Here is a 12288-nt window from a genome sequence, read left to right as displayed (position 1 = left end):
GTCGCGGCCACGTCGTCGGCCGGCAGGTCGGTGAAGCGCACGCCTCCCTCGGCCGCCGGCGCGGCAGGGGCGGCGATCGGGGCCGGAGCGGTCTGCGGCGCGGACGGCGCGGACGCAGGCATGGACGCAGGCACGGACTCCGGCGCGGCGGCCAGGGCGGCGGTGGCCGCCATGGCGACGGTGGCGATCAGGGTCCAGCCGGCGGCCTTGCGGCCGAGCGCGTGTTGCAGATGCTTCACTCATGTCCTCGTTCGTGGCGACGCTGCCGTTCGGCTTTCGCCGTTCGGGGACCGTCGTTCGAACGAGGCCAGATGGGGCCGCCCGCGCCGGAAGCCAGACCGGTGCGCCCACCGGTCGCAGGTGTCGCAGGGGGGAGGGGGCGCGGCTAGATCTCCCCCCTTGGGGGGAGCCGCCGCGGAGCGGCGTGGGGGCCTCCAGCGGAGCGCGCCCTATCCGCCCCACATCCGTCTGTCCCGACGAAAGTCGGGACCCTGCTTCATCCGCGACGGTCGTGGGCTTCACCTGGACCCCGACTTTCGTCGGGGAGGGGCGTCAGCAGCCCGCGGCTTTGAACTCGACCTGAACGGGGTTTGCGCCGTCGCGGGTCCGGCTCATGAGCACCCGACCGGCGTCGTCCTTGAACAGATACCGGCAGAACGTTTCGTCGAGCCGGTGGACGCAGAGCTCGCCGTGGCGGACTTCGTACGTCCCCTGGCGGAGTGGGACGCGGTCGCCCCACCACAGGTAGACGCCCTTCGCGCAGAAGCGTTCGCCGGGGGCGCTGGTGACCACGACCTCGCGGGGATCCTGCGGGATCGCCGGGTAGGTGACGACCGTGCCGGCGACGCGCCGGGCGATCTCAGCGCGCGACAGCGGCTTGAGATGGGCCGAGCCGGCGGCCAGCAGGGCGACGGCGGCGACGAGGGCGGAGGCCGGGCTCATGCGCCGACGTTCGCCGGTCGACGTTAATCCGGGCTTTCCGCGGCTGAACGCGCGCGCTCCGCTGGAGGCCCCCACGGCGGCTTGCAGCCGCCGGCTCCCCCCAAGGGGGGAGATCTGCGCGGGGTTAGACTCCGAACGGATACGTGTCCGGCACCGGTCCCCGCGGCGCGTGTTCGTAGCTGAGCGGCGTCACCGCTTCGGTCTCGTCGAACCAGACGAAGGCGTCGAACTGGCGGGGCAGGTCGGCCAGGGCGTAGTGGCTCTGAAGTTCGGTCTGCGGGCGGTAGATCACGCCGATGAAGCGCTCCAGGCGCGGCTCGACCGCGTCGTCGCGCAACCTCGCCGCGCCGTCAGCGAAGTTCAGCAGGAAGCGTTCGCCCGGTCCCCGCGCGGTCGCGTCGTGGCAGGCGCGTTCCCAGCTGTCGGGGCGGGAGGGGACGACCGTCTTGATCCGCATGTCGCCGCCCCAGTTGTCGGCGGCGGCGACCGTGCCGGAATTGGTGCCGAAGCCGATCAGGGCGGCCTGGGCGCCGAAGCGCTCGCGGCACAGCTGGCCGATGTTCAGCTCGTCGCGCATGACGCCCATGTCGGTCAGGCGCGCGTCGCCGATGTGGCTGTTGTGAGCCCACACCACCGCCTTCGCCTCGGGGCCGCGGGCCTCCAGCAGGTGGGTGAGGGTCTCGAACATGTGCGTGTCGCGCAGGTTCCAGCTCTCCGCCCCGCCGTAATACATGACCCGGTAATAGCGCTCGGCCGCGGCCACCAGGCGGGCGGCCTGGGCGGCGTCGAGGAAGGCGTCGCCGTCGCCGGCCTCCATATCGCGGGCGTAGTCCAGCCGGCGCGCCAGCAGGTCGCGGCACTGGGCCACCACCTCGGCCTCGCACTTTTCGTAGGCGTCGCTGAGCACGGCCGCGCCGTAATGGGCCGGCTCGCGGCTCCACGGCGCGATACAGCCGTAGCGCTCGCGCGCCACCTCGGCGGCCTGCGGGTCGACGTCCTCCAGATAGTCCAGCACCAGGCTGATCGAGCCGCGCATGTTGTAGAGGTCCAGGCCGTAGAAGCCGGCCCGCGCCTCCGGGGCGCGCCTGGCGTTCCAGGCCCGCAGGTCCTCGACGAAGGCGGCCACGTCGGTGTTGCGCCACATCCAGGTCGGGAAGCGCTCGAACGGCTTCTGGTCGGGGCCGGGGCCTTCGCGATGGCGGACGTAGCGGTCGACCGCGGCGGCGTCGGGCCAGTCGGCCTCGACCGCCACGATGTTGAAGCCGTGCCGCTCGACCAGCCGCCGGGTGATGGCGGCCCGCGCCCGGTAGAACTCCGAGGTGCCGTGGCTGGCCTCGCCCAGCAGCACCACCTTGCGCTCGCCGAAGCCGTCGAAGGCGCGGGCGAAGTCGGGATCGTCGGGATCGGGCAGGGGCCGGGCCGCCTCGGCGACCAGGGCGGAAAGGTCAGAGCGAGCCATTCCCCGGCAACGGGGGGACGGGGCGGGGGTTCCGCCTTCTTCTCCTCCCCTGTGAAGCGTAGCGGAACGGGGGAGGGGGACCGCCCGGAGGGCGGTGGTGGGGGCGAGCGGTCGCACGACGGGGAAGCGGTTCGCCCCCTCCACCACGCTACGCGTGGTCCCCCTCCCCCGCTTCGCAGGGGAGGAGAGGGGCCGGTACGCCCCGCCCCTCCGCCGCGACGCACGACGGCGGAGGGGCGGTCGCTCCGCGGTCCGGGCGTCCGGGCAGGGTCCGTCCGGCGGTCCGCGAAGCGATCACTCGAAGCGAGCCGGCCCCGGGGGAACTATGGGGGCGGCTCGCGGCGGGTTGTGGCCGCATCCGCGACAGGCGTCCGCCCGCTTGCGCCCAAGCCGGACGAGCGCGGGGCGAAGGCGGCCCGCGCGCCCCGGTTCCGTGACCCTCGTTCTTCCCCCGCGCGCACGGCCCCGCTAGAAAACGACTCGCGTGTAAGTACCGGGGGGTCGGGCGTGATCGTCGGCGTTGATTTGGGCACCACCAACTGTGCGGTGGGCGTGTGGCGCGATGGGCGCGCCGAACTGATTCCGAACAGCCTGGGGCACTTGCTGACGCCCTCGGCGGTCAGCCTGGACGAGGCCACCGGCGAGGTGCTGGTCGGCCTGCCCGCGCGCGAGCGCCAGACCACCCACCCGAAGCACACCGCCAGCGCCTTCAAGCGCTACATGGGCTCGGCCAAGGCCATCCGCCTGGGCGGGCGCGACTTCCTGCCGGAAGAGCTGTCGGCCCTGGTGCTGCAGCGCCTGAAGGCCGACGCCGAGGCTTACCTGGGCCATCCGGTCACCGAGGCGGTGATCACGGTGCCAGCCTATTTCAACGACAAGCAGCGCAAGGCCACCCGCCGCGCCGGCCAGCTGGCCGGGCTGAAGGTCGAGCGCCTGCTGAACGAGCCGACCGCCGCGGCGCTGGCCTACGGGATCCACCAACTGGCCGACGAGAGCCGGTTCCTGGTGTTCGACTTAGGGGGCGGCACCTTCGACGTCTCCATCCTGGAGATCTTCGACGGGGTCATCGAGGTGCGCGCCTCGACCGGCGACAACCGGCTGGGCGGCGAGGACTTCAACGCCGTGCTGATCGACCACTTCCGTGGCGCGACCGGGGCGGCCCTGGCCGACCACGCCCACGAGCCGGCGGTGGTCGAGCGCCTGCGCGCCGCCGCCGAACGCACCCGCCGCGCCCTGACCGAACAGGCGGCGGCCACCATGGCGGTGACCTGGAACGACCAGACCCACGAGCGCGAGATCGCCGCCGAGGACTTCGAAACCCTCTGCGCGCCGCTGCTGACCCGCCTGAAGGAGCCGGTGCTGCGCTCGCTGCGCGACAGCGGCCTGCGCGCCGAGGAGCTGGCCGAGGTCGTGCTGGTCGGCGGGGCCACCCGCATGCCGGTGGTGCGCCGCACGGTGACGCGCATGTTCGGCCGTTTCCCCTCCAACGCGGTCAATCCGGACGAGGCGGTGGCCATGGGCGCGGCCGTCCAGGCCGGGCTGAAGGCCCGCGACGCGGCCCTGAAAGAGGTCGTTCTGACCGACGTCTGCCCCTACACCCTGGGCGTCGACACGGTGGAGCGCGCGCCCAACGGCCAGGTCCGCAGCGGGGTGTTCTCCCCGGTGCTGGAGCGCAACACGGTGATCCCGGCCAGCCGGGTGCAGAGCTATTCGACTGCGCACGACTACCAGCGCCAGGTGAACCTGCAGATCTACCAGGGCGAGTCGCGCGTGTGCGCCGACAACATCCGGCTGGGCGCCGTCGACGTGCCGGTGCCCTCGGCCCCGGCCGGCGAGGTGGGCATCGAGGTGCGCTTCACCTACGACGTCAACGGCCTGCTGGAGGTCGACGTGCACGTGCCGGCCACCGGCGAACGGCGCGAGCTGGTGATCGTCGAAGAGGACGGCCTCTCGCCCGAAGAGCTGGAGACCCGCCGCGCCGCCCTGGCCGGGCTGAAGCACCACCCGCGCGAGAACGACGTCAACGCCGCGGTCCTGGCCCGCGCCGGCCGCTGCTACGAGGCCATGCTGGGCGACCGGCGCCAGTATGTCGGCCACCTGATCGCCAAGTTCGAGGCGGTGCTGGACGGCCAGGACCCGCGCGAGGTGGAGCGCGCCCGCGGCGAGCTGAGCGGCGCGCTGGACGCCCTGGACGGCGAGACCTGGCTGTGACGCCCCCGTGGATCATCCTGGGCGTGGCGCGCGACGCCGAGCGCGCCGACATCCGCCGCGCCTATTCGCGCAAGCTGAAGCTGGCCAACCCCGAGGACGACGCGGAGGGCTTCCAGGCGCTGCGCGAAGCCTACGAGGCGATGCTGCGCTGGGCCGACCATCGCGCCGCCATGGCCGCGGCCGGGGTGCAGGTCGAGGCGGAGGGCGAGGCCGAGGTCGACCGTCCCGACGCGTCGCCAGAGCCGGCGGCGCCAGAGCCGGTCGCGCCTGAATCCGTCGCGCCCGAACCCGTCGCCCCGGTCGAACTGGCCCGCCCGGCGATCCCCGCCGCCCAGCTCGAGGCCGCCCTTCGCCGCGACGCCGAGCTGGCCCGCGAGGCGGCCCGCACCCTGGCCGAGCGCCAGGCCGCCGCCGAGGAGGCGATCAGCGAGGAGAAGGCCCACGCCGCCCTGTGCGAGGCCCTGCGCGCCATGGTCGTCGACGGCGTCGGCTGGATCGACGGCAAGCGGACGCGCGCCGCGCTGGAGGCGGTGCTGGCCTCGCCGGCCATGGACCAGCTGGGCGTGTACGAGCGCACCGAGCAATGGCTGGTCGGCCTGATCGTGCGCGGGGCGCCGCGCTCCAACCCGCTGATCGACCCGGCCGTCCAGCGCTTCGGCTGGGACCAGCCCCGCCTGGGCCGCAACCTGGGCGGGCCGGTGCTGGCGCGCCGGGCCGACCTGGACGACCTGCGCCCGCTGAAGAGCACCTCCCACCGCCGCCACCGCGCCTACAAGGCCCTGACCCAGAAGCCCGAGCGCTTCACCACCTGGAAGTACCGGGCGACCCCGAGCCTGGCCAAGGAGGTCGCCGAGCTGCTGGCCCTGGTCCGCAACCAGCGGCCCGGCCTGATGGCCGACCTCGACGCCGAGGCGGTGGCCTGGTGGGAAGCTTACTTCGCCAAGCCGCACGTCGGCCCGACGGGCATACTGCTGACCGCGATCGCGCCGGTGATCCTGGCCTTCGCACTGAACTCCGGCGGCGAGGGCTTTTCCGACGGCCCCGGCTTCCTGCCGACCTGGGCGGCCTGCCTGGGGACGGGGCTGGCCCTGGTGCTGGGCCGCGTCTACCTGGTGGAGTGGCCGCGGATCATCTGGACCCGCGACCGGGCCGCGACCGCGCCCGCCTGGCAGCGGCTGGGCTGGGCGCCCGCGGCGCTCGTCCTGGCGGTGCTGGCCATCCTGCTGCCGGCCTCGACCGCGCTCACCATCACCCTGTCGGGGCTGGCGGCCGTGGTCCTGCTGTGGGCGGCGATCACCGGCCAGCCCGACCGCGATCCGGGCCACGGCGAGCCGTTCCAGCTTCTTCCGTTCCTGATCGCGCACCTGATGGTGCGGCCCAAGATGCGCGCGCCGTGGCAGGTGCGCGCCCTGTTCGCCCACTTCTACCTGCTGGTGTTCTGGCTGTTCGTCGTCGCGCGCATGCCGGGGGTGTCGAGCCAGTCGCCGGCCCCGCTGCTCGCCGCCGCGGCGGCCTTCATCCTGGGCGGCCAGAGCCTGATCGACGCCTGGCGGGCGTCGCCGGCGCGCGCGCGGGCCTGGGTGCTGGCGGGCGGCGTGGCGGTGACGCTGACGACGGCGGCTCTGTTCTGGGTGGCCTCGCCGTACCCGGCGCTGCGCCCGGTGGTCGTGGCCCTCGCCGTGAGCCTGGTGCTGCTGCACAAGATTCCGGCCGTCGAGCTGCGCGAGGGCGTTTCGCTGGTCCGCGACCAGCAGATGCGCTTCGGCTGGTTCGGCATGATGATCCTGTTCGTGTGCGTTCAGTCGCTGCTGCACGACGTCATGCCCGTGCGGGAGAAGGACATGGGGCTGGTGGTCGCCGGCTGGTGGGTGCTGGGCGGGGTGCTGACCGCCCTGGGCGTGCCTCTCTGGGCCGAGCGCGCCGCCCTGTGGGGCGCGCCGCGACCCGTGGTCGTCGAGGCGCGCAAGCGGGCCTGAGCCGGGCCTTCTCCTCCCCTGCGAAGCGGGGGAGGGGAGAACGCTACACCCTTCGTTCACCGACGCGGCCGCACGCTCGTCTTCATGATCAGGCGCGTGTTGAGTTTTCAGGGGCGCAGCGGCCGGCGGGCGTTCCTGGCGGTGTGGGCGGTGGCGACCGCCCTGCTGATCCCGGTCGGCGCCGGCGCGGTGCAGGTGATGCAGGCGGCCCGCCAGTGGGGCGCGGCCGACACCCAGCTGGCCATGCTGGCCGCGGCCCTGATCCTGCTGGGCGTGATGGGCTACCTGTTCCCCCTGCTGGCCGCCAGCGTGCGCCGCGCCCGCGACCTGGGCGCCTCGGCGCTGGTGCTGGGCCTGGTGGTCGGGGTCGAGCTGGCCGGCCTGGCCGCCCGCGCCTGGGCGGTGGGCGACGTGTTCTGGCTGTTCGGCCTGTTCGACGGGGCGGTGTTCCTGACGCTCGCCCTGTGGCCGGGCCTGCCCGAAGGCGACGCCCAGCCGGCCTGGGCGCTGGCCTAGGCTCCTTCTCCCCCTGAGGGAGAAGGAGGGACCCGCGCGCCGGAGGGCGTGAGCCCGGAGGCCTGCGTGGGAGGATGAGGGGTCGCGCTGCGGACTCCGCTTCTCGCTTTGCTTTGAACGGGGCCGCCGGCCGACGTCCCGCGACCCCTCATCCTCCCGCGCAGCCCTTCGCTGGCGCTCCGGGGCGCGGGCTCCGTCCTTCTCCCTCAGGGGGAGAAGGATTTATTTTGAGCGATCCGCGAAATGTCAGGTTGACCTGACACGAGCCTCATGTCAGGTTCTCCTTACAAGACGTCAGGAGGACTTGTCATGTGGAAAAGCGACGCTCCCGCCTCGCAGAACTATCTGGTCGGCACCTTCGCGTGCCTGGGTCTGTATATGGCCGCCCTGTTCGGCGTGCGCGCCGGGGTGCAGGCCGGGGCGCTGTCGGGCCCGGCGCTCTACGCCATGGCCGCCGCGCCGGGGCTGGCCGTCGCCGCCCAGCTGCTGGTCACGCTGCGCTTCATGGCCGCCTCGGACGAGTTCGTCCGCGCCTTGACCGCCAAGCGCTTCATCGTCGCCGCCACCCTGACCTTCGCGGGCTTCACCACGTGGGGCTTCCTGGAGGATTTCGCCGGCCTGCAGCACGTGCCCGGCTGGTACGTCTACCCGACCTTCTGGGTGCTGATGGGCGTGCTCACCCCCTTCATCCGGAGCTCGCACTGATGAGGAACCGTCTGCGTGTCCTGCGGGCCGAACGCGGCTGGACGCAGGAGGAGCTGGGCAAGCGGCTGGGCGTGTCCCGCCAGGCGGTCAACGCGCTGGAGACCGAGAAGCACGATCCCTCGCTGGACCTGGCCTACCGGATCGCCGCGGCGTTCGAACTGAAGGTCGAGGAGGTGTTCGAGAACCCGCACCTCTAATCCGATCATCCCCGCGAAAGCGGGGACCCAGGTCCGCCGAGCGTTGTGAAGCTCGCACCGACCTCGCGCTCAGTCCTGAAAGCGTACCGCTCTGGGTCCCCGCCTTCGCGGGGATGAGCGGAAAATCAGAACCTCAAAGGAGACTTCCCATGCTTACGTCGCGCGTCCTTCGCGCGGGTGCGGCCCTGTGCGCGCTCGCCACCGTCTTCGCCGCCGCTCCGGCCTTCGCCGCCCCGGCCGCTCCGGTCCCCGCCGCCGCCTCCCAGCAGCGCATCAGCGTCGAAGTGGTCGGCTCCGGCCCCGACGTCGTGCTGATCCCGGGCCTGGCCACCTCGCGCGAGGTGTGGCGCCCGCTGGCCGCCGAGCTGGCCAAGACCCACCGCCTGCACCTGGTGCAGATCTCCGGCTTCGCCGGCCAGCCGGCTCCGGCCGGGTCGGAGCCCGTCGTGGTCGCGCCGGCCGCCGAAGAGATCGCCGCCTACATCCGTTCGGCCGGCCTGAAGCAGCCGGCGGTGATCGGCCACTCGCTGGGCGGCGCGGCCGGGCTGATGCTGGCCGAGCGCCATCCGGAGCTGGTGGGCCGGCTGATGGTGGTCGACGCGCTGCCGTTCTACAGCGCCATGTTCGGCCCCGGCGCGACGGTCGAAGGGGCCAAGCCCTTCGCCGACCAGGCCTACGCCCAGGTGGTGGGCGCCGACGCCGCGAGCTTCGCGGCCGGCCAGCAGCGCACCGCCGCGGGCCTGGTCAAGGACCCGGCCACCCGCGCCAAGGTGGTGGAGTGGTCGCTCGCCTCGGACCGCGTGACCCTGGCCAGCGCCGTCCGCGAGCTGATGACCACCGACCTGCGCCCGGACCTGGTCAAGGTGCGCGCGCCGGTCACCGTGCTCTACGCCTGGGACGAGGCTTCGGGGCTCCCGGTCGCGGCGGTCGACGGCCTGTTCAAGGGCGAGTGGGCGGGCGTGAAGGGCGTGCAGATGGTGCGCGTGGACGGCTCGCTGCACTTCATCATGGCCGACCAGCCGGCGAAGTTCGCCGCCGAGGTGGAGCGGTTCCTGAAGTGAGGCGAGGGGCTTTTCTCCTCCCCTGTGAGCGGCAGCGAACGGGGGAGGGGGACCGCCGAAGGCGGTGGAGGGGGCGAGCCGCCGCGCAGCGAGTTCCGGTTGAGGCGTCGTGCACCGGTTCGCCCCCTCCACCACGCTTCGCGTGGTCCCCCTCCCCCGCTGCGCAGGGGAGGAGAGGGCTCCGACCTTCTCCCGCAAGGGGAGAAGGGGAAGTTCCGTTCAGGACGCCGGCTTGATCGGCTCGCCGGTTTCAGGGTCGAGCTCCTTGCAGGTCCCGCTGAACGAGCCCCACAGCCCGCCGGTGGGAACATAGGACTCGTAGCTGTACGTGCCGTTCACCCGGTCGATCTCCCAGGTCATGATGAAGCGATCTTTGTCGCGGAACCGCACTTCGACCTTGGTGGAGTCGACCTCGCAGACGCCGCCGTCGGCGCACCAGTTGGGCCCCCACGCGCCGCTCCCGCCCTTGGGGCGCCAGCCGCGAAATTCACCGGCGTCGAATTTGAAGAAATCCACTCTGTGCGGGTCGGTCTCCGCGGCGCCGGACTTGTGCGTCTGGCACTGGAGCAACACCGGAGCGGCCGAGGCGACCGACGGCGCCAGCAGCAGGGCGGCCGCGACGGCCGCCAGTTTCAGCGTCTTCATGTCCATCCCCCGACGGCCCTTACGTGACGTCAGCCTCTAGCCTGTTCGGCGGGCCGTCAACGCGGCCTCGCGTCGTTACAGGTAACTCCACCACCACTCGCCGCTGCGCCGCCGCTTCAGGTCGCCGAACCACCGCGCCGGGCCGTAGAGGATCACCAGCACCAGCAGCCACATCCCGAACACCACCGGCAGCGGGAAGCCCCAGCCGATCTCGATCAGCGGGCCGGGGTCGACGATGACCCCCACGAACGTCTCGGCCGGCAGGCCGAAGGCCATGCCGACGCCCAGCATCAGCAGGTGCGCCACGAAGATGTGGCCAAGATAGGCGAAGAACGGCACGCGCCCGAACACCAGGAAGAACTCGGCCAGCCAGCCCCTGGCCCGCTCCAACCAGGGCATGAGCAGGAACACCGGCCCCAGGGTGACCAGCACGTAGAGCAGGGACGGCGGATACTTCGACACGTCGAACACGTCGCCCAGCGTCCGCCACGGATCGCCGTGCGGGGCCCAGGTGTTGGCGTCGCCGTAGACGTTCCAGGCGCGCAGGAGCGCAAAGGCGGTGATCATGGCCAGGCCCAGCAGGGTGAGGATGCGCTTGCGGTCGGCCGCGTCCTTCAGGAACACGTCGCCCAGGCCGTAGCCCAGCGCCATGACGCCCAGCCAGGGCAGCAGCGGATAGGCGATGAACACCGGCTTGCCGAACAGCTCGCCGGCCAGGCCTGGCTGGTGCAGCACGTGCCAGAGCGGGGCCAGCGGCCCCAGGCTCTCGGCCGAGATCGGATCCAGCAGGTTGTGCAGGCCGATCAGGGCCACGCCCACGGCCAGCACGGCGGCGCGCGGCAGCCAGACCAGCGCGCTCATCGCCACCATGCACAGGCCGATCGCCCAGATCACCAGCAGCGGGAAGGCCGGCCAGCTGAAGTTCCAGGCGAAGTTGACGAGGGTGAACTCAAGCAGGATCAGCCACAGGCCGCGCGTCAGCAGGAACTTCGACAGCGCGCCCTTCGAGCCCAGCTTCTCGCCGTGCAGCAAGGCCGCTGCCCCCGACAGGAACAGGAAGGTCGGGGCGCAGAAGTGGGTGATCCAGCGGGTGACGTAGAGCCCGGCGTTGGTCTGGGTGACGTCCAGCGGGTCGAACAGCCAGGCCTGGTAGTGGAAGTAGTCGCGCACGTGGTCCAGCACCATCAGCACGATGACGACGCCGCGCATCAGGTCGATCGAGTTGAGCCGCGCCCCCGCCGCCGCGACCGGCCGCGTCTCGACTTGCGCGCCGGCGTCCGCCGTCGTGTCCACCATGGCCGTCTCCCCCGAGCCTCGAGCGCGAGCATGCGCCCGGCGGAGAGTCGCAGCAAGAACGGCGTTATCGTGGGGTCAGAGGCGGATCAGCGGCGCCATCTTGGCCACCCCGAAGGCGCCCAGCAGCACCAGCACGGCGTACCCCGCCGCCATGGCCGGCGCGATCCTACCCAGCCGCCAGGCGCGCCTGAGGCCGATGACCGCGAACAGGGCCACGCAGGGGAAGACCGGCGAGCTCAGCGGCGACACCACCCGCATCACCACCCCCAGCACCACCGCCGCCACAAAGGCGCGCGCCAGATCGGTCATCAGCTCGAACGCGTCGTCGCGGTGGATCATGGCGGGGAGGCTAGGCGGATTCGGAGAGGGTTTCCTTCTCCCCCTGAGGGAGAAGGACGGAGCCCGCGCCCCGGAGGCGAAGCCGAAGGGTTGCGCGGGAGGATGAGGGGTCGCGCCGCGCTCGGCCGTCTGCCAAGCTCACGCCATGGCCGACCAGCTCACCCTTCGTCGGCGCGCCCGCGGCATGCGCCAGGCGCCGACCCTGACCGAGGCCCGGCTCTGGGCCTTGCTGCGCAGTTCGAAGCTGCGGGGGCTGAAGTTTCGTCGCCAGGTCCCGATCGGCAACTACATCGCCGACTTCGCCTGCTTCTCGCCGCTGCTGATCGTCGAGGCGGACGGCGGCGCGCATCGCAATCCGGAGTACGACGCGGAGCGCGACGCGTGGTTCCGGGCGGCGGGGTATCGGGTGCTGCGGATCCCGAACGAGCTCGCGGTCACCGCCGGCGACGAGGTGGCGGCGATGATCCTGCGGGCGGCGGGGCGCGAGCTGTAGCGACGGCCGAGCGCGGCGCGACCCCTCATCCTCCCGCGCAGCCCTTCGCCCCGGATCAAGTCCGGGGCTCCGGGGCGCGGGCTCCGTCCTTCTCCCTCAAGGGGAGAAGGAGATTCAATGCTCCATCTGCGCCTTGACCCCGGTCGGGTGGGCGGCGGCGCTGGACTTGGCGGCCTGGGCGGTGATGGCGCTCATCCAGCGGGCGGCGGCGTCGGGGGGCAGGGCGGCGAGCGCGTCGTAGAAGGCGACCGAGCCGGCGCACTGGTCGCGCGGGGGGGCGGAGCGGGCGTTGGGGCTGAGGATCAGGGCGACCAGGTCGGCCTCGGCCCCGGTCTTCAGCATGGCGGCGCGCAGCGCGTTGAGGTCGGCGGCGCTGGGCGGGGCGTGCTCGACGGGGGCTTCCTGGCCGTGGCGGGCGGCGCGCACCCGGGCCTCGGCGGCGCGCGAC

The 12288-nt window shown here is 72.5% G+C and carries 13 protein-coding genes and 1 pseudogene; 7 read left to right on the top strand and 7 right to left on the bottom strand.

Going from position 1 to position 12288, the window contains the following annotated elements; all coding sequences use genetic code 11:
- The 3 genes and pseudogenes from G3573_RS15785 to G3573_RS15775 all read right to left on the bottom strand — a co-directional run.
- Positions 1–239 (bottom strand): annotated as a pseudogene (locus G3573_RS15785) (hypothetical protein); the annotation flags it as partial.
- 313 nt (positions 240–552) lie between these two features.
- Positions 553–942, bottom strand: coding sequence for a hypothetical protein (locus tag G3573_RS15780; protein ID WP_163262354.1), 390 nt, complete (start codon positions 940–942; stop codon positions 553–555).
- A 124-nt stretch (positions 943–1066) separates the two neighbouring features.
- A complete protein-coding gene (locus G3573_RS15775) occupies positions 1067–2401 on the bottom strand; it encodes an erythromycin esterase family protein (protein WP_163262352.1) in 1335 nt (444 codons plus the stop codon).
- A gap of 507 nt (positions 2402–2908) precedes the next feature.
- Here G3573_RS15775 and G3573_RS15770 point away from each other — a divergent pair.
- The 6 genes from G3573_RS15770 to G3573_RS15745 all read left to right on the top strand — a co-directional run bounded on the left by G3573_RS15770 (position 2909) and on the right by G3573_RS15745 (position 9067).
- Entirely contained in the window at positions 2909–4612 is a 1704-nt protein-coding gene (locus G3573_RS15770; protein WP_163262350.1) for a molecular chaperone HscC, read from the top strand.
- Positions 4609–6588, top strand: a complete 1980-nt coding sequence (locus G3573_RS15765; RefSeq protein ID WP_163262348.1) for a J domain-containing protein — start codon at positions 4609–4611, stop codon at positions 6586–6588. Before G3573_RS15770 ends, G3573_RS15765 begins: the two co-directional genes overlap by 4 nt.
- Positions 6589–6684: 96 nt before the next feature.
- Complete coding sequence (locus tag G3573_RS15760; protein ID WP_163262346.1) at positions 6685–7104, top strand: DUF805 domain-containing protein; 420 nt, start codon at positions 6685–6687, stop codon at positions 7102–7104.
- Between the two features lie 309 nt (positions 7105–7413).
- On the top strand, positions 7414–7809 hold the full coding sequence (locus G3573_RS15755) for a hypothetical protein (protein ID WP_163262344.1): 396 nt from the start codon (positions 7414–7416) through the stop codon (positions 7807–7809).
- A complete protein-coding gene (locus G3573_RS15750) occupies positions 7809–8006 on the top strand; it encodes a helix-turn-helix transcriptional regulator (protein WP_163262342.1) in 198 nt (65 codons plus the stop codon). The genes G3573_RS15755 and G3573_RS15750 overlap by 1 nt, the downstream gene beginning before the upstream one ends.
- Before the next feature lie 149 nt (positions 8007–8155).
- Positions 8156–9067 (top strand): alpha/beta hydrolase, encoded by a 912-nt coding sequence (locus G3573_RS15745; RefSeq protein WP_163262340.1) that lies wholly within the window; start codon positions 8156–8158, stop codon positions 9065–9067.
- 219 nt (positions 9068–9286) lie between these two features.
- Here the strand turns inward: G3573_RS15745 and G3573_RS15740 are convergent, their stop codons facing one another.
- The 3 genes from G3573_RS15740 to G3573_RS15730 all read right to left on the bottom strand — a co-directional run bounded on the left by G3573_RS15740 (position 9287) and on the right by G3573_RS15730 (position 11347).
- The gene (locus tag G3573_RS15740; protein WP_163262338.1) at positions 9287–9712 is read right to left on the bottom strand and encodes a hypothetical protein; all 426 of its coding nucleotides are present in this window, start codon (positions 9710–9712) and stop codon (positions 9287–9289) included.
- 75 nt (positions 9713–9787) lie between these two features.
- A complete protein-coding gene (locus G3573_RS15735; RefSeq protein ID WP_163262336.1) occupies positions 9788–11008 on the bottom strand; it encodes a heparan-alpha-glucosaminide N-acetyltransferase domain-containing protein in 1221 nt (406 codons plus the stop codon).
- 75 nt (positions 11009–11083) lie between these two features.
- The gene (locus G3573_RS15730; RefSeq protein WP_163262334.1) at positions 11084–11347 is read right to left on the bottom strand and encodes a hypothetical protein; all 264 of its coding nucleotides are present in this window, start codon (positions 11345–11347) and stop codon (positions 11084–11086) included.
- Positions 11348–11492: 145 nt separating this feature from the next.
- Between G3573_RS15730 and G3573_RS15725 the strand changes: the two genes are divergently transcribed.
- Complete coding sequence (locus G3573_RS15725; RefSeq protein ID WP_163262332.1) at positions 11493–11840, top strand: DUF559 domain-containing protein; 348 nt, start codon at positions 11493–11495, stop codon at positions 11838–11840.
- A 114-nt stretch (positions 11841–11954) separates the two neighbouring features.
- Here the strand turns inward: G3573_RS15725 and G3573_RS15720 are convergent.
- A partial coding sequence (locus G3573_RS15720; protein ID WP_163262329.1) for a hypothetical protein occupies positions 11955–12288 on the bottom strand: 334 nt, incomplete at its 5' end.

Source organism: Caulobacter sp. 17J65-9 (assembly GCF_010975005.1).
Lineage (GTDB): Bacteria > Pseudomonadota > Alphaproteobacteria > Caulobacterales > Caulobacteraceae > 17J80-11.
Note: the sequence above shows the minus strand (reverse complement) of the source record. Positions and strands in the feature narration are given on the sequence as shown.